The organism is Brevundimonas sp. 1080 (assembly GCF_040545985.1).
Taxonomy (GTDB): Bacteria; Pseudomonadota; Alphaproteobacteria; order Caulobacterales; family Caulobacteraceae; genus Brevundimonas.
The window spans coordinates 616,367-634,476 of record NZ_JBEPMW010000001.1 but is presented as its reverse complement, the minus strand read 5'-3'; the positions used below and the strand labels follow the sequence as shown (position 1 = coordinate 634,476).

The window sequence follows — 18,110 nt, the reverse complement described above, 5'->3', positions numbered from 1 at the left end:
TCGCAGCCAAGCTTGGTATCAACTCTAGGGAGAGGGAACGATGAAACAGATCAAGACGACCGCCGTGATCGCGGTTCTGGCGTGCGCGGGCTTGACGGCCTGCGCCTCGGTGGATGTCGGCGGCGCGCCGATGGCCCTGTCGCCCGCCATGGCCGAGCAGGCGCGGATCGGCAGCGTCACAACCACGACCGGCTGGCTGGACGCCGAGGACGACTTCGCCGACACCTTCAACGACGAGGTGCTGAACGAAATGGGGCTGTGCGCCGGCGGCCGGCATCGGCTGAACCTGAGCATCCATGTCGAGGCGCTGAGCCGGGCGCCGCGCCTGGCCATTCTTGCCGGCGATCGCGCCGAACACCGGATGCGGGCGACGGCGGAACTGCGCGATCCGGCGCAGGGCGGTCAGGTGGTCGGACGTTATCCGCTGGTCGTGACGGTGGATGCGGGGGCCGGGGTGCTGGACGCCCTGATGGATCGCCAGGCGGTCACGTCCCACGCCTTCGCCCAGGCCCTGTGCGACGCCGCCTTCGTCGCGCCGACGCGTGTGGCCGAGGCCGGCGCGCCGGGCTGAGGTCGAGGCGGGCGAAGGGGCGGGCGGCTTGGCTGGCGCTTTTGAATGTCACGGGCGCGGGCTATCAAGACGGCGAACAGGAAACCGTCCCATGCATCTCGCCCGTTTCGCCCGCATCCGCCTGGCCCATCTGCCGACGCCGCTGGAGCCGCTGCCCCGCCTGTCGGAGGAGTTGGGTCTGGATCTGTGGATCAAGCGCGACGACTGCACCGGCCTGGCCGGCGGCGGCAACAAGACCCGCAAGCTGGAGTTCCTGCTGGGCGCGGCGTTCGAAGAGGACGCCGATACGCTGGTGACGCAAGGGGCGGTGCAGTCCAACCATGTGCGCCAGACAGCGGCGGCGGCGGCGGCGCACGGCTTGGCCTGCGAGATCATTCTGGAAGAGCGGACGGGGTCCAAGGCGACGGACTATGTCGGCAACGGCAACGTGCTGCTGGATCGGCTGTTCGGCGCGACCCTGCGCACCGTGCCGGGCGGGACGGACATGGTCGCCGAGCTGGAGAAGACGGCGGCCGAGGTGCGGACGCGGGGCGGCAAGCCCTATGTCATTCCCGGCGGCGGATCGAACCCGGTCGGGGCGCTGGGCTATGTCGATTGCGCGCGCGAGATCGTGGTCCAGGCCGATGAGATGGATCTGGAGGTCCACCGGATCGTGACGGCGACAGGCAGCGCGGGCACTCACGCGGGCCTGGTCGCCGGGCTGGCGGTCATGGGGGCGGACATTCCCGTGTTGGGAATCGGGGTGCGGGCGCCCAAGGACAAGCAGGAGGCGAACGTCTTCAAACTGGCCGAGGAAACGGCCGCCCTGCTGGGCCAGCCGGGGCGGGTGACGAGGGAAAGGGTGGTCGCCGACTGCGACTATGTCGGCGAGGGCTATGGCCTGATCGACCAGGGGGTGATCGACGCCCTGACCCTGGCCGCGCGTCTGGACGGGATCGTGCTGGACCCGGTCTATTCCGGCAAGGCGATGAAGGGGCTGATCGCCCTGGCGCGGGCCGGTCGGTTCACTTCTGGTTCTGGGGGCGAGACGGTGGTGTTCCTGCACACCGGCGGGGCGCAGGGGCTGTTCGGCTATCAGACCGAGATCGAAGGGGTGCTGTAGGCGCGCCGTCCGTCATGGATCCGCGCGAGGCGACCCTGGCGCTGCTGGCCGCCCGCGCCGAGGACGCCACCGTCTGCCCCAGCGAGGTCGCGCGGGTGGTCGCGGGCGAGGGCGGCGCGTCGCGCGAGGCGATGCCGCAGGTTCACGCCGCGGTGGACGCCCTTGTGAACTAGGGCGCGGTGCGACTGAGCTGGAAGGGGCGGCCGCTGGCGATGCGTGCGGGGCCCTATCGGATCGCGCGGGGCGTTGGCTGACGCGGTATCCGAAGGTTGTGTTTTCCCGGAATGCCGATAACGGATATCTATGGTTGAGCTTTCCAGATATTTCGCGCGACTACACCCTGCAGTCCTTACCGCCGTTCTCGTCGTTGCGATGGTCGTGCAGATTGTGCTGTCAGGGCTGCACGTAACCCCACTGATACGGGGGATTGTGACGGCTTTGCCGATCGCCGCCACCTGCCTTTGGTGCTGGTCGATTTTCAGGGTGGCGAAAGCCTGCGGAGCGCCTGGTGCTGGGGTGACTTGGGGATGGTTGTTTGCCGTCCCCCCGATAATGCCGATTATTGCGGCATTGGCGGGTTGGTCGATGCAGAACAGCCCCGCCGCCTTGGCGTTCTTCATCGTATTTTTTGTCGCCTTATGGTTTGCCGCTCAGGCGCTGGAAAACGCTGACGTCTTCAACGGCCAAGCATCGGCGGGACAGATCGTTGTGACAATGTTCCTCATGTTCTTTGCTCTGCTCGGTGTTTGGATTTTGAGACCGAAGATCGAGCGATTTGAGGCAAGGATGGCAACTTCCGCCGACTAGCCTTTATCGCCAACGGTTTGGGCGAGATCAGGTGATCAAATGACGGTGCGCGAGATCGAACCTGTCCCGCCGGCGATGTCTTTGACGGCGGTGTTTTTGCGGTTCTCGCGGTTCGGGCTGCTGGCGTTTGGCGGGCCGGTAGCGCAGATCGCGATGATCCGGCGCGAGCTGGTCGATCAGGACCGTTGGATGTCCAGCGCGCGGTTCAACCGGCTGCTGGCGGTGTTGCAGGTCCTGCCGGGGCCGGAGGCGCACGAGCTGTGCGTGCACATGGGCATGCGGGCGCGGGGGCGGATCGGCGGCCTGCTGGCGGGCCTGGGGTTCATGCTGCCCGGGCTGATGCTGATGCTGGGGATCGGCTGGGCCTATGTGGCGCTGTCGCCGGTCGTGGGCCTGCTGGCCGGGGCGTTCCTGGGCGTTCAGGCGGCGGTGGTGGCGGTGATCGTGCGCGCCGTCTGCAAGATCGGATCGCATATCCTGGAGGATCGCTGGCTGTGGGCCGTCGCCGTCGTCGGCTTTGTGGCGACCCTGGCCGGGGCGGCGTTCTGGATCGTGCTGGCGGCGGGCGGGGCGGCCTATGTGCTGGTCTGGGCCGGGCGGGTCGGCCTGGCCGTCGGGGTCGTGGTGCTGGCGGTCGTTGCAGCCTTGGCGATGTACGGGCTGGGGGACGGTGGGCCGGTCCTCGGACAGACGGCGGGGCCGGCGGGCGACGTCGGCTGGGTTGCGATGTTCTGGACGGGGCTGAAGGCGGGGCTGCTGACGTTCGGCGGCGCCTATACCGCCATTCCCTATGTGCGCGCCGATACGGTGGGGCGCGGGCTGATCGACGATGGGGCGTTTCTGGACGGGATCGCCTTTGCGGGGGTGATCCCGGCGCCGCTGGTGATCTTTTGCACCTTCGTCGGCTTCGTGGTCGCGGGCTGGGGCGGGGCGCTGGCGATGACGGTCGGGGTGTTCGCGCCCGCCTTCGCCTTTTCGATGATCTTCTATGAGCGGCTGGAGGCGGTGGTCGAGGACCGGCGGCTGCACGATCTTCTGGCCGGGGTCGCCGCCGCCGTCGTAGGGATCATCGCCGCGACCAGCGTGGAGCTGGGCTGGGCGACCTTGCAGCGGGCGCCGTCGATGGCGGCGGCTGCAGCGATCTTTGCGGGCGCCCTGGCGGTGGCGTGGGCTTGGAAGAGCCGCTACGCCGTGCCGGCAGTTCTGGCCGCCGCCGCGGTCGTGGGATGGGGCGTGATGCGATGAGCAAGATCCTGGGCGTCATCGGCGGCATGGGACCGGCGGCGACGGTGGCGTTTCTGGCGCGGGTGCAGGCGCTGACGCCGGCGGAAGGCGACGCCGATCACATCCGGGTGGTGATGGACCTGAACCCCCAGGTGCCCGATCGCAACACGCGGCCGGGCGAGGCCGAGGTGGTGCTGGGACAGATGGCCGAGGGGCTGGCGGCGGCGGGGGCCGAGGTGATCGCCATGCCGTGCAACACCGCCCACGCCCAGGCGGGCAGCATCCGCGCGGCGTGCGAGGCGAAGGGCCTGCGCTTCATCGACATGATCGCGGCGACGGCGGATGCGGCGGCGACTTCTGGAGTTAAGCGGATCGGGGTGCTGGCGACGCCGGGGGGCGAGCGGCTTTACACGCAGGCGCTGGCGGCGCGCGGTATCGACACCGTGCTGCTGGAGGGGGCGGACCGCGAGGCCTTCATGGGCCTGGTCTATGGGGTCAAGCGCGGCGATGTCGGCGAGGCGGCGCGGGCAGGGATGTCGCGCCTGGCCCAGGCCCTGGCGGATGCGGGCGCGCATGGGCTGATCGCCGGCTGCACCGAGGTGCCGCTGCTGCTGAAGGCCGAGGATGCGCCGATCCCGCTGACGGATTCGGCCGAGGTGTTGGCCCAGGCCTGCGTGCAGGCGTGTCGGGTGTGAGGCGCGGTTGCGGCTTGCTCCGCGCGGCCGGCCTGCCTAGTCATGGGCGGTGTCTATTCAGTCCCTGATCATCGATTGCGACCCCGGCGTGGACGACGCCGTGGCGCTGTTTCTGGCCTTCGCCGCGCCCGAGCTGGAGTTGCTGGCCGTCACCACGGTCGGGGGCAATGTTCCCGGCGCCAAGACCCAGCGCAATGCGCGGATCATCCGCCAGATCGCCGGGCGCGAGGACGTGCCGGTGTTCGGCGGGGCGGAGCGGCCGCTGAAACGTCCGCCGGCGGGGGCGGGCGAGTTTCACGGCGTCGAGGGTCTGGGCGATCTGGAGCCGTTCGAACCGACGGGGATCGTCGGCGACGGGCCGGCCGCCAACGCCATCGTCGATCTGGTGATGAGCCGGCCCGAAGCCTCGGTCGCCATCGCCGTCCTGGGGCCGATGACCAATCTGGCGCTGGCGATGCGGCGTGAGCGGCGGCTGGCCGAGCGACTGGGGCCGGTGGCGGTCATGGGTGGGGCGCGGTCGGAAGGCGGCAATGTCACCGCATCCGCCGAGTTCAACATCTGGGCCGATCCGGATGCGGCGGCGGTGGTGTTCGGATCGGGATGTCAGGTGGTCGCCTTCGGCCTGGATGCGACCCATCAGGTGCGCGCGACCGAGGACCGGATCGTGGCGATAGAGGCCATCGACAGCGAGGCCGCGCGGGCGGCGGCGTCGACGCTGCGGTTCTCGCAGCGGGTGGAGCGCGAGATCGTGGGGTGGGATGCAGCCCCCTTGCATGACCCCTGTCCCATCGCCTGGCTGATCAAGCCCGACCTGTTTGAGACGAATCCCTGCCGGATCGAGGTGGAGACAAGTTCGGACCTGACGCGCGGGCATACGGCGGTGGAGTTCCGGATCGATCCGGCGACGGCGCGGCATCGCTGGGCGGTCGCGGCGGACGCGCAAGGGGTGTTCGACCTGATCGTCGGCAAGCTGAAGGCTCAGGCGCTGGAGGCCGCCGCATGAGGATCACCGTCGTCGGCTCGATCAATCTGGATCTGGTGGCCACCGCGCCCCAACTGCCGGCGCCGGGTGAGACGGTGACCGGGGCGACCCTGGCGCGGCATCCCGGCGGCAAGGGCGCCAACCAAGCGCTGGCGGCCGAGAAACTGGGGGCCGAGGCCAGCCTGATCGGGCGGGTCGGGGACGACGCCATGGCCGGCGAGGCCCTGGCCCTGATGGAAGACCTGGGCGTCGATCTGGCGGGGGTGGAGGTGGATGTGGCGGCCCCGACGGGCGTGGCCCTGATCGCCGTCGATCCGACCGGCGAGAACCAGATCGTGGTCGCGGCCGGCGCCAACCACATGGTCACCCCTGAACAACTGCCGCAGCGGATCGAGGGCGCGCTGATCGTTCAGCTGGAGCTGCCGATCGAGACGGTCGAGGCGGCGGTGGGTCGGGCGACGGGCTTCGTCTGCGCCAATCTGGCGCCCGCCGCGCCGGTGTCGGAACTGCTGCTGCGCCGCGCCGACCTGATCGTCGTCAACGAGACCGAGGCGGCCTTCTATGGCGACGGCCTGCACCGGGGCGGGGGACGGGTCGTCGTCACCAAGGGCGCACGAGGCGCGGCCATGTATCAGCGCGGCGTCGAAATGGCCTGGGCGACCCCGCCGGCCGTCGAGGCGGTCGATACGACGGGCGCAGGCGACGCCTTCGTCGCCGCCATCACGGTGGCTTTGCTGGAAGGCATGGACCCGGCCGAGGCGCTGCGCTTCGCCTGCGCCGCCGGAGCCTTCGCCGCGACCCGCCCGGGCGCGCAGCCCTCAGCGCCGGAGCGCGATCAGGTCGAGGCGCTGCTGGCGGGGTAGGGACGCGGTCTGCGCCTCTTCATCGTGGTCAGACCCCTGGCGGCGGACCGGGGGGCGTCGGGAAGGCGAGCGGCGCGACGGTCGCGCCGGGAGAACCGGCCGTGACGGTCTGGTAAAGCTGAAGGCCGAGCGGCGACCAGGTGAGTGCCTCGATCGCCGCGATCATGGCGATCTGAACCCCCAGACCCCAGAACCAGGCGGGGTGGATCCGGCGGGTCTTCGCCAGATCGATGATCATGCCGATGACCGGAAACGCCAGGGTGACGGGCGTCGTCGCCTCCCAGGCCCAGGGGATCAGCAAGGGCATGGGCAAAAGCCGACCGACCGCCGGCCCCAGCAGGATCGCCATGGCGGAATAGTGCAGGCGGCGATGCCAGTCCGTCGACCGACGAAGCCACACCGCCGCGATGGTGAGGCCGACGAAGGTCGCGAGCGAGAGGGGATCGAAGACCAGAAACTGCAAGGGCCGGAAGAAGAAGGGCACGTCGCCCCGACGCACCATGGCCTCGGTGACCAGCCAGCCCAGGATCAGCATGGGCGCCAGCCATGCAGCCGCCAGCCAGCCCAGCGGTCGGTGCCAACGCAGTTGGCCCGTGGCGATCAACAGGTTCTGAACCAGGAAGATGACGACCCAGCCCATGAAGACCACGGCGTGGGCGTGGACCAGCAGCGGGGCCTCGAAGCTGGAACGGCCCATGGCGAGCTGAAGCGAAAAGCCTGCCACGACGACAAGCGCCATGACGACGGCCAGCCCCGGAAAGACGCGGTCCGAAGTGCGGTCGGCCCCGCCCATCCTGTTCGCAGTCGCCATGACACACCCCCCGATGTTTCCGGCGAAACTTAACGCCGAAGCCCGACTGCGGCAATCTGGAATATCAGCGATATGTCGAGGATCGACTGGGCCAGGCGCAGGCGTCGCCGCGCCAATGTGACACTGTAACGCCGAAACGGGTTGTCGGCGGTGGAAAGGCGGGGTTAGGTCTGGGGTTCGGGATTTGTGGGGACTTCAGACGATGATGATGCGTGGACGTGGGGTTGGGCTGGTTCTGGCGGCGGTGCTGCTGAGCGGCGTGTCGGGTGGGGCGTTAGCCCAGAACGCGGGGGCCCAGAACGCGGGGCCGGCTGCGGGACCGATGGTCTATCAGCAGCCGCCGGCGCCGATCGCGGACATCCTGGACGCCAAGCCGACGCCGTCGTCGATGCTGAGCCCGGATCGGCGGACGCTGGTGTTGATGGACCGGTCCAACCTGCCCAGCATCAAGGCCCTGGCCGAGCCGATGCTGCGGTTGGCGGGGACGCGGATCAATCCGAGGAACAATGGCGCGGCCGAAAGCCGGGTGGCGTGGCTGACGGGTCTGAGCCTGCAGGCGGTGGATGGCGGGCAACCTCGCGTCGTGGCCCTGCCCGACGGCGCGCGGTTCACGGCGCCGCGGTTCTCGCCGGACGCCAAGTCGCTGGCCTTCGTGCTGGACCGGCCGACGGGGCTGGAGCTGTGGGTGGTGGACGTGGCCTCGGCGCGGGCGCGCAAGCTGACCGATCCGGTGGTCAATATGACCGGCGGGACGGGTTATGAGTGGCTGCCCGACAGTTCGGGCCTGCTGGTCGAGGCGGTGCCGGCGGGACGCGGTCCGGCGCCGGACGTGACGGCGGCGCCCACGGGGCCGAACATCGAGGAGACGGCCGGGCGGGTCGCGCCGGTGCGGACCTATCAGGACCTGTTGTCGAACCCTGGCGACGAGGCCCTGTTCGACCATTATTTCACCAGCCAGCTGACGCTGGTTCCGCTGAACGGCCGTGCAAGGACGATCGGGGCGCCGGCGGTCTATCTGGACGCGTCGGTGTCGCCGGACGGCAAATACATCCTGCATGAGATCGCCAAGCGGCCCTACTCCTATGCGGTGCCGGACGACCTATTCCCGACCGAGATCGTGGTGACGGATCTGAACGGTCGCGTGGTGCGCACGGTCGCCGACCTGCCGCTGAGGGACGATGTGCCGACCGCCTTCGACGCCGTGGCGCCGGGGCCGCGCTCGGTCGAATGGCGGGCCGATGCGCCGGCGACCCTGACCTGGGTCGAGGCGCTGGACGGCGGGGACATCCGCAAGGCGGCCGAGTTCCGGGACCGGGTCTTCATGCAGGCGGCGCCGTTCACGGCCGAGCCCGTGAAGCTGATCGACCTGAAAGAACGGTTTGGCGGCGTCGTCTGGGGCCGGGACGACCTGGCCATCGTCAACAGCCGCTGGTTCAACACCCGGCATGAGACGCGTTTCGTGGTCGATCCGTCCAATCCTGGCGAGGGCCGGGTGCTGCTGGAGCGGAACTATCAGGCGCGCTACGACAATCCGGGCCAGCCGGTGACCCAGCCGAATGCGCAGGGCCGTTCGGTGATCCGTTTCGATCCGCAGGGGCGCATTCTGATGTCAGGCGCCGGCGCCACGCCGCAGGGCGAGTTCCCCTTCCTGGCCGCCATGGACCCGGCGACGGGACGCAGCGAACGGCTGTGGACCTCGGCCAATACGGATTACGAGGCCGTGGTCGGCTTCCTGGATGCGGACGGCAAGCGGGTGGTGACGCAGCGCGAGACGCGGCTGGATCCGCCCAACCTGCAGATCCGCGATCTGACGACGGGCCAGACGACGCGGCTGACCAACTTCCCCGATCCGGCGCCGCAACTGGCCGAGGCGACGCGGCAACTGGTGACCTATGAGCGGGCCGACGGGGTCAAGCTGTCGGGGACGCTGTATCTGCCGGCCGGTTACGACAAGGACCGCGACGGGCCGCTGCCGATGCTGATGTGGGCCTATCCGGCCGAATTCACCGATGCGGCGGTGGCGGGCCAGACGGTGGACGTGCAGAACCGGTTCGTACGGCCGGGCGGGTCCAGCCATCTGTTCCTGCTGACCCAGGGCTATGCGATCTTCGACAACCCCTCCATGCCGATCATCGGCAAGGACGGGGCCGAGCCGAACGACACCTATGTCGAGCAGCTGGTCGCCGATGCGAAGGCTGCGGTCGACGCCGTGGTCGGCATGGGCGTGGCGGACCGCGACCGGATCGCGGTCGGCGGCCACAGCTACGGCGCCTTCATGACGGCGAACCTGCTGGCGCACAGCGATCTGTTCCGCACCGGGATCGCGCGGTCGGGCGCCTATAACCGCACCCTGACGCCGTTCGGCTTCCAGTCCGAGCAGCGCAACTATTGGGAGGCGACCGAGGTCTATACCGAGATGTCGCCCTTCACCTATGCGAACAAGCTGAACGAACCGATCCTGCTGATCCACGGCGAGGCGGACGACAACTCGGGCACCTTCCCGGTGCAGTCCGAGCGCTTCTATGCGGCGCTGAAGGGGCTGGGGGCGACGGCGCGTTACGTCACCCTGCCGCTGGAGGCGCATGGATACCGCGCGCGAGAATCCGTGGGCCACACCCTGTGGGAGATGACCCGCTGGCTAGACCAGTATGTGAAGAACGCCCCGCCGAAGCCCGCCGCGAACTGAGCAATCAGGGCTTGGACGCCGCGGCCTCCGCCGCGGCGTTGACGGCCGCCAGACGGGCGTCCTGTTCCGACTGGGGCGGGACGCCGAAGACGGCGCGCAGGCTGTCGGGGATCAGGGCGCGGTCGTAGGGATCGAGGGTGGCCGGGGCGTCGCGGGTCTTGCGGGTCTGGGTGCCGTAGATCTGCGGCTTTTCGGTCATCTGCAGATAGCGATCCAGCGTCGCGGCGGCGATCCAGGCGCCTTCGGGCGAGCCCTTGGCGACGGCGGCGACGGCCAGGCTATGGGCCAGCAGATAATCCTCGGGCGTGGAGCCGTGCTGGAACACGAAGGCGGCGGCGCGATAGTCCTCGCCGGTGCTAAGCGCGCCGGCGTCCAGCAGGGCGCGGGTCTGGACCCGGCGCGCGGCGTCTTCGGCGAGCATTGCTGTGACGCGGGCACGGTCCTTGAAGAAGTCCGGCGTCAGGTTCTGCCTTACGGCCTGGTCGGCGGCGAAGATGGCGGCCATCTCAGCGTTGTTTTGAGGCGAGGTCTCCTGCGCCTGCGCCAGGCCCGGAACGGCGAAGGCGACGACGACGGCCGACATCGCGGCGGCGCAGGACAGGCGAGACGGGCGCATGGGAGATCTCCGCTGAAGCTTGGGCGGACATTGGTCTGCGAATTTACGGCCGAAACCGGGCGGCGGGATTACAGTGTCGTCAGGGTCTGACGATCAGTCGCACGACCTCGCCGGCGTGGAGGCGGTCGAAGCCGGTGTTGATGTCATCCAGGGGAATGACGCCGCTCATCAGCCGATCCACCGGCAGGCGGCCTTGGCGATACAGGGCGACGTAACGGGGGATGTCGCGGCTGGGGACGCAGGTTCCGATGTAGGAGCCCTTCAGCGTGCGCTCTTCGCCGACCAGGGAGACGACGTTGACGGCCAGCGCCGCATCGGGCGGCGGCAGGCCGGCGGTGACGGTGGTTCCGCCGCGCCGGGTCATCTTCCACGCCGCCTCCAGCGCCCGGACCGAGCCGGCCATTTCGAAGGCGAAGTCAGCGCCGCCGTTGGTCAGGGCGCGGACCTGATCGACCGCATCGGGGTCGGCGGCGTTGACGGTTTCGACCGCGCCGAGGGTGCGGGCCAGGGCCAGTTTGTCCTCGGACAGGTCGACGGCGACGACGGGGCTGGCGCCCGAGGCCAGGGCGCCGAGCACGCTGGCCAGGCCCACGCCGCCGAGACCGATGACGACGACGCTCTGGCCCGCCTTGACGCCAGCGGTGTTCACCACGGCGCCGACGCCGGTCAGGACGGCGCAGCCGAACAGGGCCGCCTCTTCGAACGGCAGGTCGGGATCGATCTTGACCAGGGAGCGGCGCGAGACGACGGCCCGCTCGGCGAAGGCGGAGCAGCCAAGGTGGTGGTTGACGGGCTCGCCCTCGCGGAAGATGCGGCGAGCGCCGGACAGAAGCTCGCCCCGGCCGTTGGCGGCGGCGCCAGGCTCGCACAGGGCGGGACGGCCGCCGGCGCACGGGTTGCAGTGGCCGCACGACGGCATGAAGACCATGACGACGTGATCGCCGATGGCGAGATCGGTGACGCCATCCCCCAGCGCCTCGACCACGCCCGCCGCCTCGTGCCCCAGGGCCATGGGCAGGGGGCGGGGGCGGTCGCCGTTGATGACGGAAAGGTCCGAGTGGCACAGGCCCGCCGCCTTGATCGCGACCAGCACTTCGCCGGGGCCGGGCGGGTCCAGCGTGACGGTCTGGACCGAAAGGGGGCGGCTGTCGGCGTAGGGGCGGGCGGCGCCCATGTCAGACAGGACGGCGGCGCGAGTCTTAAGGATCATGTGGTCAAGCCTTCGTCATCAACAAGCTACCGATAGGCGCTTGACCTAACGTCGTCCAAGCTAGAGCGTCGGGATGGAGAGCGACGGTTCGCGTCGCCGAGGGAGACGACGATGCCGAAACGAGACGAGGGCGCGCTGGCGCAACGGGCGACCTACAAGGCCTTTCACATGGTCTCCACCCGCTGGGCCGACAACGACCAGTACGGGCATATCAACAACGCCAAATTCTACGAGTTCGTGGACTCTGCGGTGAACGCCCACCTGCTGATCGCCAATGCGCTGGACGAGTCCATCGGCCTGGTGGTGGATTCGGGCTGTCGCTACACCTCGTCGCTGAAGTTTCCCGATGTGATCGAGGTCGGGATCAAGGTCGATGCGATCGGCACCTCCAGCGTCACCTACGGCTTTGCGGTCTTCAAGCGCAGCGTGGATGTTCCCGCCGCCATCGGCCATTTCGTCCACGTCTATGTCGACGCCGAAACCCGCCGGCCCAAGCCGCTGCCGGCGCGGTTGAGGAGCGTGGTAGAGAACCTGCGCGCGGGGTAGAGCTGTCGCCCTTCGCCTGAAATCCAGCGCCTGTTTGCGTGATGCCGATGTCTTCCGACCCCGCCGATCTCGATGACGCCTTCTATCTGAGCTTTACGGAGGCGGATGCAGCGACGACCGGGGACGATCCGCGCGGAAGCCTGGAATTGGTCGTGTCCATGCGCATCGCCTTCGTGGCCCGGGCGTGGATCACGCGGGCCAATGCGCTGTTTCGCGGTCGAGGCTATACGGCGGCTCAGCGTGCGCACCTGTATGTTCTGGCGTCCAAGCCCAAGGGTCTGACGCAGTCGGAGCTGGCGGCGATCCTGCGGATATCGGAGGCGTCGCTGTCGCGCCGCGTCAAGCTGTCGATCGAAGAGGGGCTGGTGTCGCGCCATCCGCTGAGCGGCGACGGACGCGCCAATCTGATCCGGCTGGAGCCCAAGGGGTTGGTTGCGCTGAACGCCTCTGATCGTGTGGCGCGCGAGGATCGCACCCGACTGCTGGCGGGCGTCACCGACGAGGAACTGGCCATCACCGCCAAGGTTCTGAAGCTGTTGACGGATCGCGTCCCGCAGACGCCCGAACGGTCCGACGCCTGAAGACATCGGACCGCCCTGACCATCAGTCGCCCGCCAGAACCCAGGTGCGTTCGTTGGTGGGGTCGAAGACGAACCGGAACTTGCGCATCATGGGCAGGCCGACATTGGGAGTTCCGCCCTCGATGAAGCGCAGTTTGGGGCTGTCGACCACGACGCCGCCGACCTTGACCGGGCCATCGGCCTGGGCCTCGTAGACGGGTTGGGTTCCGGCGGCCGAGGTCGCGATGCCGATCTTGCGTGGTTCGCCCTTCAGCTTGATCTGACTGACCAGAGACAGCGGCAGGAGGAAGGCGCTGTCGTTGCCGGTGTCCAGGGTGGCCTCGACCGAGGCGCCCGGCAGGTCCAGGGCGACGACCGGCAGGTGTTCGTCGTCGGAATAGGCGTGTCCGGGGCCCTCGGGACGCTGGGGCGCGTCTGGCGCCATGATGCGAAGCTCGCCCTTCGCCAGATTCATCTCGACCAGTTTTCCGTGGAAGCTGTTGGGGCCGAAGATGCCGACTTCGTCCTCGTCCCTGAACTCGAAGACCGTGGCGGGGCCCTCGGTGATCGCATAGCCGCCCAGGGTCACGCCCTTCAGGCTGGTCGTATAGCCGGGCACCATAAGTCCCGTGCTGCCGTCCCTGGACTGGGATGGGCCCACGTTCGGCATGCCGATGTCGTCGGCGTAGGACTTGTAGATCAGGTTGCCGTTGGTGCCGGTGTCGAAGACGACGGGCGCAGGATGGCCGCCGTTGATCCGCATCATCAGAAGCGCCCGGCCGTCCGAGACATAGAGCGGGATGCGGGCCACAGCGGCCGCCGGCGCCGACGCGGTCGCCTGAGGGGTCGCTTGAGCGACGGGTGCGGCTTGCGCCGCAGCGAGGCCAGCCGATAGGCTGGCCCCGGCCAGGCAGGACGCCGCCATGGCGCGTTTGAACAGGGACCGGATCATGCATTCCTCCATGGACGTCGATAGTCCGATTAGGACTATCGAGTCGGATCGGGTCAAATGAACAATCGGCAAGGAAGCCTGACGGAGCTGGAAGGCGCCATCCTGTCGGAAATCCATCATCGCGGCGCCACGACCGCCTTCAAGGTCCGCAAGGCGTTCCAGGAGTCGATGTCTCTGGAATGGAGGGGCAGCGCGGGCGCCGTCTATCCGGCCATTCGACGATTGACGGAGCGTGGCGTGATCGACGCGGCCGAGACGGGCTCGGGTCGGGGCACGGTTCTTCTGTCCCTGACGCCGCAGGGGGTCGCGGTGATGGAAGACTGGATTTGCGACGCCGAGCGCGCCACGAGCGTCGGTCTGGACCCCTTCCGCCTGCGCTCAGGCATGTGGGAGCGCCTGCCGCCAGCCCGAAAGGCCGAGGCCCTGGCGGCCCTGAAGCGCACGGTGGAGGCGGAAATCGCCGTCCTACGTCAGTATGTGGTGTCGCTGGACCCGATCGAGCGTCCCCGCATCGAACTGGCCATCAGCCTGCAGCTCAGCCGCCTGGACTGGCTGGACGGGCAACGCACGTCATAGACTTCGCGCCCGCCCCTAGGCGCCGAGAACGACCTGGCCGTCTTTCTTGACGAAGGGCTTGGCGAGATGGTCGGGCAGCAGGTCCAGAACCGTCTCGGACGGGCGGCACAGCTTCACCCCCAGGGGCGAGAGGACGATGGGGCGGTTCATCAGGATCGGATGCGCCGCGATGGCGTCCAGCAGCTGGTCGTCCGACAAGCTCGTGTCCTCCAAGCCGAGGTCGGCGTAGGGCGTGCCCTTTTCGCGCAGGATGTCGCGCACCGATCCGCCCATCCGTTCCACCATTTGGGCCACCAGCGCGCGGCTGGGCGGAGTCTTCAGATATTCGATCACATGCGGTTCGATCCCGACGTGACGGATCAGGGCCAGGGTGTTGCGCGACGTGCCGCAGGCGGGGTTGTGATAGATGACGACGTCCATTGGCCTCAGTCGCAGCAGGGGGCCAGTTCGGCCAGCAAAGGTTGGCAAAGCTCTGCGCGGCCCTGGCAGCAGTCCTTGAGCAGGAACAGCACGACCTCGCCCAGTCGATCCAGATCGGCCCGGTAGATGATCGACCGGCCGCGCCTTTGGGACGAGATCAGTCCGGCGCGCGACAGCAAGCCCAGATGCGCCGACATCGTATTGGTCGGGACGGCGAGACGATCGGCGATCTCTCCGGCCGGCAGGCCGTCCGGCGCATGGCGGACAAGCAGCCGGAAGGCGTCCAGTCGCGTGGATTGCGCCAGGGCGGCGAGCGCCAGAATGGCCGGTTCGGATTCCATTATTCCAAGATACTGGAAATGTAGTGTCGTGCAAGATAGAGGGGGCTCTGCGGTCGTCGGTCGGCCGAGATGGAGCCGCCCATGATCGTCGCCTTTCTGATCTTCGCGGTCACCATCACCCTGGTGATCTGGCAGCCGAAGGGGCTGCAGATCGGCTGGAGCGCGATGGGCGGTGCGGCGGCGGCGCTGTTGCTGGGCGTCGTCACCCTGGCCGACATCCCCGTGGTCTGGGACATCGTCTGGAACGCCACGGCGACCTTCGTCGCGATCATCATCATCAGCCTGTTGCTGGACGAGGCCGGCTTCTTCGAATGGGCGGCGCTGCATGTCGGGCGATGGGGCGGCGGCCATGGACGCAGGCTGTTCGTCCTGTTCGTCCTGCTGGGCGCGGCGGTGTCGGCGGTCTTCGCCAACGACGGGGCGGCGCTGATCCTGACGCCCATCGTCATCGCCATGCTGCTGGCGCTCGGCTATGGCCCCATGGCGACGCTGGCCTTCGTGATGGCGGCGGGCTTCATCGCGGATGCGGGCAGCCTGCCGCTGGTGGTGTCCAACCTGGTCAATATCGTCTCAGCCGACTTCTTCGACATCGGCTTCGACCGCTATGCGGCGGTCATGGCGCCGGTGAACCTGGCGAGCATCGCGGCGACGCTGATGGTGCTGTTTGTGGTCTTCGGGCGCGATATTCCCAAGGCCTATGACGTGGAGCGCCTGGCCACGCCGTCCAGCGCGATCAAGGACCGGGCGACCTTCCTCTGGGGCTGGATCATCCTGGCGTTTCTGCTGATCGGCTTCTTCGTGCTGGAACCGCGAGGGGTGCCGGTGTCCGCCGTCGCCGCGACGGGGGCGGTCGTCCTGTTGGTCGTGGCGGGGCGCGGCGCGGTCATCAGCACGACGAAGGTGCTGCGCGAGGCGCCGTGGCAGGTCGTGATCTTCTCACTGGGGATGTATCTGGTCGTCTATGGGCTGGGCAACGCCGGCCTGACACGCCAGATCGCGGGCCTGCTGGACGGATTCGCGCAGGGCGGGGTCTGGGGCGCGGCCTTCGGAACCGGGTTCCTGACGGCCTTCCTGTCGGCCATCGCCAACAATATGCCGACGGTCCTGATCGGCGCCCTGTCGATCGACGCCTCGGGCGCCACCGGCGCGGCGAGGGAGGCGATGATCTACGCCAATGTCATCGGCAGCGACCTGGGGCCGAAGATGACGCCGATCGGTTCGCTGGCCACATTGCTGTGGCTGCACGTCCTGGCGCGAAAGGGCGTGAAGATCGGTTGGGGCTATTATTTCAAGGTGGGCGTGGTGCTCACCCTGCCTGTCCTGGGCGTCGCCCTAGCGGCCCTGGCCTTACGCCTAAGCGTCTAGCGCCTTAGTCGTCCAGACGGCCGATCAGGAACAGGGCGCCGACGGCGGTCAGGGCGCCCAGGGTGAAGGCTGTGACGATGGCGCCGGTGGCGACGGCGGTGGAGACGGTCACCGGGCGGGCTTCGTACCACTCGACAATGTCGGCCTCGTGCAGGTCCTCGTCCATATAGCCTTCGGCTTCATAGATGGTGTCGTCTGCGGTCATGGCTTTACGCTCCGTCTGTCTTGCCCGGATCAATACGCCCAAACGGTACAGGTTCCACCCCTGTCGCCCCCGATCGGCGTATCGTGACAGGATGCCGCTCTTCGTTTAGGAGGCGCGGCTCAGGTTCAGAACGCTCAAAGACGATCCCATGGCCGGCCACTCGAAATTCAAGAACATCATGCACCGCAAGGGGCGCGCCGATGCGCAGCGCTCCAAGCTGTTCTCCAAACTGTCGCGCGACATCACCGTGGCGGCCAAGTCGGGCCTGCCGGATCCGGCGGCGAACCCGCGCCTGCGCCTGGCGGTCAACAACGCCAAGGCCGAAAGCCTGCCCAAGGACGTGATCCAGCGCGCGATCAATAAGGCCGCCGGCGGCGACGTCGATACGATGGAAGAGGTCCGCTACGAGGGCCGGGGTCCGGGCGGCGTGGGCATTATCGTCGAAGCTTTGACCGACAACCGCAATCGCGCGGCGTCCAACATCGGCGCGGCCTTCAAGAAGAACGGCGGCGCGCTGAGCGAGATGAACTCGGTCGCCTTCATGTGGGACAAGGTGGGCAAGATCACCTACGCCGCCGAGGCCGGTTCGGAAGACGCCGTCATGGAGGCCGCCATCGAGGCCGGCGCCCAGGACGTCGAGAGCGATCTGGTCAAGCCCGACATCTATGAGGACGCGCCGGGCCACACGATCTGGACCGCCTTCGAGGATCTGAACGACGTCGCCGAGGCCATGTCCAAGGTGCTGGGCGATCCCAAGTCCACCGCCATCGTCTGGAAGCCGCAGTCCGAAGTGCCGGTGACCGGCGAGGCCGTCGGCACCCTGTTCAAGCTGCTGGACGCGCTGGACGCCGAGGACGACGTGTCGGCGGTCTATTCGAACGAGGACATCTCCGACGAGGACGCGGCCAAGTACGCGGGCTGATCCCGAACGACCGCGAGTCGTTCGCACGGAACCGGGTCGTGCGCCGGGCGTAACGAGGCTTCACCGTTACGCCTGGAGCCCCCTATGGACATCACCCAGCTGATCCTCGACGACCATGCCGAACAGCGTCGGCTGTTTGCGATCATCGAACAGATCGACCCCAAGGACACCGATGCGCTGAGCGCCGTCTGGTCGCGGTTGTCGGCGTTCCTGGATGTGCACGCCGAGGCCGAGGAACGGTTCTTCTATCCCGAGCTGCTGAAGCAGGGCGAGGGCGCCAATGACGCCGAGGACGGCACGGTCGAGGGCGAGACCGAAGACGCCATCGAAGACCACAACAAGCTGCGCGACGCGGTCAAGGCGGTCGAAAAGCACAAGGTCGGCACCAAGGCCTGGTTCGACGCCGTGGGCGAGGCGAACGTCGTCAACTCCAAACACATGGGCGAGGAAGAGCGGCAGGGGCTGACCGACTTCCGCATGAACGCCGACGTCGAGACGCGCCATGAGCTGGCGGTCAAGTTCGCCGCCTTCGAGGCCGAGCACATCACCGGCGTCAAGCCGGTGAACAAGGACCCCGAGACCTATATCGAAAAGCACGGCTGAGGCGGGCGCTGCGACCACGATGTCGCAGCATCGTCCGTCCAAGGAACATCAGC

The 18,110-nt window shown here is 68.2% G+C and carries 22 protein-coding genes; 15 read left to right on the top strand and 7 right to left on the bottom strand.

Features of this window, described 5'->3' with window-relative positions; genetic code table 11:
* The first annotated feature begins 40 nt into the window (after window positions 1-40).
* The 8 genes from ABIC32_RS03285 (at window position 41) to ABIC32_RS03250 (ending at window position 6,244) form a co-directional block, all read left to right on the top strand.
* Window positions 41-571 carry a hypothetical protein gene (locus ABIC32_RS03285; RefSeq protein ID WP_066555367.1) on the top strand — a complete coding sequence of 177 codons (531 nt, stop codon included), beginning with the start codon at window positions 41-43 and terminating at the stop codon, window positions 569-571.
* A gap of 91 nt (window positions 572-662) precedes the next feature.
* Entirely contained in the window at window positions 663-1,673 is a 1,011-nt protein-coding gene (gene cuyA / locus ABIC32_RS03280) for a D-cysteate sulfo-lyase (RefSeq protein ID WP_354072300.1), read from the top strand.
* 14 nt (window positions 1,674-1,687) lie between these two features.
* Complete coding sequence (locus ABIC32_RS03275) at window positions 1,688-1,846, top strand: DUF3253 domain-containing protein (RefSeq protein WP_199059988.1); 159 nt, start codon at window positions 1,688-1,690, stop codon at window positions 1,844-1,846.
* A 130-nt stretch (window positions 1,847-1,976) separates the two neighbouring features.
* Complete coding sequence (locus tag ABIC32_RS03270; RefSeq protein ID WP_199059989.1) at window positions 1,977-2,480, top strand: hypothetical protein; 504 nt, start codon at window positions 1,977-1,979, stop codon at window positions 2,478-2,480.
* Window positions 2,481-2,519: 39 nt separating this feature from the next.
* A complete protein-coding gene (gene chrA, locus ABIC32_RS03265; protein WP_354072297.1) occupies window positions 2,520-3,725 on the top strand; it encodes a chromate efflux transporter in 1,206 nt (401 codons plus the stop codon).
* Window positions 3,722-4,399, top strand: coding sequence for a cysteate racemase (cuyB, locus tag ABIC32_RS03260; protein ID WP_354072295.1), 678 nt, complete (start codon window positions 3,722-3,724; stop codon window positions 4,397-4,399). Before chrA ends, cuyB begins: the two co-directional genes overlap by 4 nt.
* Before the next feature lie 49 nt (window positions 4,400-4,448).
* A complete protein-coding gene (locus tag ABIC32_RS03255; RefSeq protein WP_354072292.1) occupies window positions 4,449-5,402 on the top strand; it encodes a nucleoside hydrolase in 954 nt (317 codons plus the stop codon).
* The gene (locus tag ABIC32_RS03250) at window positions 5,399-6,244 is read left to right on the top strand and encodes a ribokinase (protein ID WP_199059993.1); all 846 of its coding nucleotides are present in this window, start codon (window positions 5,399-5,401) and stop codon (window positions 6,242-6,244) included. The genes ABIC32_RS03255 and ABIC32_RS03250 overlap by 4 nt, the downstream gene beginning before the upstream one ends.
* Window positions 6,245-6,272: 28 nt before the next feature.
* Here ABIC32_RS03250 and ABIC32_RS03245 read toward each other — a convergent pair whose 3' ends face one another.
* Window positions 6,273-7,055, bottom strand: a complete 783-nt coding sequence (locus ABIC32_RS03245) for a hypothetical protein (protein WP_199059994.1) — start codon at window positions 7,053-7,055, stop codon at window positions 6,273-6,275.
* A 202-nt stretch (window positions 7,056-7,257) separates the two neighbouring features.
* Between ABIC32_RS03245 and ABIC32_RS03240 the strand changes: the two genes are divergently transcribed.
* Window positions 7,258-9,741: a S9 family peptidase gene (locus ABIC32_RS03240; RefSeq protein WP_354072289.1), complete on the top strand. Its 2,484-nt coding sequence runs from the start codon at window positions 7,258-7,260 to the stop codon at window positions 9,739-9,741.
* Window positions 9,742-9,745: 4 nt separating this feature from the next.
* On the opposite strand, the gene ABIC32_RS03235 is transcribed toward ABIC32_RS03240, so the two are convergent.
* Together ABIC32_RS03235 and ABIC32_RS03230 are read right to left on the bottom strand one after the other, a co-directional pair.
* A complete protein-coding gene (locus ABIC32_RS03235) occupies window positions 9,746-10,357 on the bottom strand; it encodes a hypothetical protein (protein WP_354072287.1) in 612 nt (203 codons plus the stop codon).
* A gap of 79 nt (window positions 10,358-10,436) precedes the next feature.
* Window positions 10,437-11,567: a zinc-dependent alcohol dehydrogenase family protein gene (locus ABIC32_RS03230; RefSeq protein ID WP_354072285.1), complete on the bottom strand. Its 1,131-nt coding sequence runs from the start codon at window positions 11,565-11,567 to the stop codon at window positions 10,437-10,439.
* Between the two features lie 111 nt (window positions 11,568-11,678).
* On the opposite strand from ABIC32_RS03230, the gene ABIC32_RS03225 reads away from it, so the two are divergent.
* Together ABIC32_RS03225 and ABIC32_RS03220 are read left to right on the top strand one after the other, a co-directional pair.
* Complete coding sequence (locus tag ABIC32_RS03225) at window positions 11,679-12,113, top strand: acyl-CoA thioesterase (protein ID WP_055806518.1); 435 nt, start codon at window positions 11,679-11,681, stop codon at window positions 12,111-12,113.
* 47 nt (window positions 12,114-12,160) lie between these two features.
* Window positions 12,161-12,694: a MarR family winged helix-turn-helix transcriptional regulator gene (locus ABIC32_RS03220; protein WP_295217572.1), complete on the top strand. Its 534-nt coding sequence runs from the start codon at window positions 12,161-12,163 to the stop codon at window positions 12,692-12,694.
* 22 nt (window positions 12,695-12,716) lie between these two features.
* Here the strand turns inward: ABIC32_RS03220 and ABIC32_RS03215 are convergent, their stop codons facing one another.
* Window positions 12,717-13,625 carry a retropepsin-like aspartic protease gene (locus tag ABIC32_RS03215; protein ID WP_354072282.1) on the bottom strand — a complete coding sequence of 303 codons (909 nt, stop codon included), beginning with the start codon at window positions 13,623-13,625 and terminating at the stop codon, window positions 12,717-12,719.
* A gap of 57 nt (window positions 13,626-13,682) precedes the next feature.
* Here ABIC32_RS03215 and ABIC32_RS03210 point away from each other — a divergent pair, with 57 nt between their 5' ends.
* On the top strand, window positions 13,683-14,201 hold the full coding sequence (locus ABIC32_RS03210) for a PadR family transcriptional regulator (protein ID WP_354072280.1): 519 nt from the start codon (window positions 13,683-13,685) through the stop codon (window positions 14,199-14,201).
* A gap of 15 nt (window positions 14,202-14,216) precedes the next feature.
* Here ABIC32_RS03210 and arsC read toward each other — a convergent pair whose 3' ends face one another.
* The gene (gene arsC, locus ABIC32_RS03205) at window positions 14,217-14,621 is read right to left on the bottom strand and encodes an arsenate reductase (glutaredoxin) (RefSeq protein WP_354072278.1); all 405 of its coding nucleotides are present in this window, start codon (window positions 14,619-14,621) and stop codon (window positions 14,217-14,219) included.
* 5 nt (window positions 14,622-14,626) lie between these two features.
* The gene (locus ABIC32_RS03200) at window positions 14,627-14,962 is read right to left on the bottom strand and encodes an ArsR/SmtB family transcription factor (protein ID WP_354072276.1); all 336 of its coding nucleotides are present in this window, start codon (window positions 14,960-14,962) and stop codon (window positions 14,627-14,629) included.
* An 81-nt stretch (window positions 14,963-15,043) separates the two neighbouring features.
* On the opposite strand from ABIC32_RS03200, the gene ABIC32_RS03195 reads away from it, so the two are divergent.
* Window positions 15,044-16,327, top strand: coding sequence for an arsenic transporter (locus ABIC32_RS03195; RefSeq protein WP_354072274.1), 1,284 nt, complete (start codon window positions 15,044-15,046; stop codon window positions 16,325-16,327).
* A 4-nt stretch (window positions 16,328-16,331) separates the two neighbouring features.
* Here ABIC32_RS03195 and ABIC32_RS03190 read toward each other — a convergent pair whose 3' ends face one another.
* Window positions 16,332-16,532 carry a hypothetical protein gene (locus tag ABIC32_RS03190; protein WP_055753936.1) on the bottom strand — a complete coding sequence of 67 codons (201 nt, stop codon included), beginning with the start codon at window positions 16,530-16,532 and terminating at the stop codon, window positions 16,332-16,334.
* A gap of 148 nt (window positions 16,533-16,680) precedes the next feature.
* Here ABIC32_RS03190 and ABIC32_RS03185 point away from each other — a divergent pair, with 148 nt between their 5' ends.
* Entirely contained in the window at window positions 16,681-17,454 is a 774-nt protein-coding gene (locus tag ABIC32_RS03185; protein WP_055753937.1) for a YebC/PmpR family DNA-binding transcriptional regulator, read from the top strand.
* An 84-nt stretch (window positions 17,455-17,538) separates the two neighbouring features.
* Entirely contained in the window at window positions 17,539-18,057 is a 519-nt protein-coding gene (locus ABIC32_RS03180) for a hemerythrin domain-containing protein (RefSeq protein ID WP_174087201.1), read from the top strand.
* The last annotated feature ends 53 nt before the right edge of the window (window positions 18,058-18,110 follow it).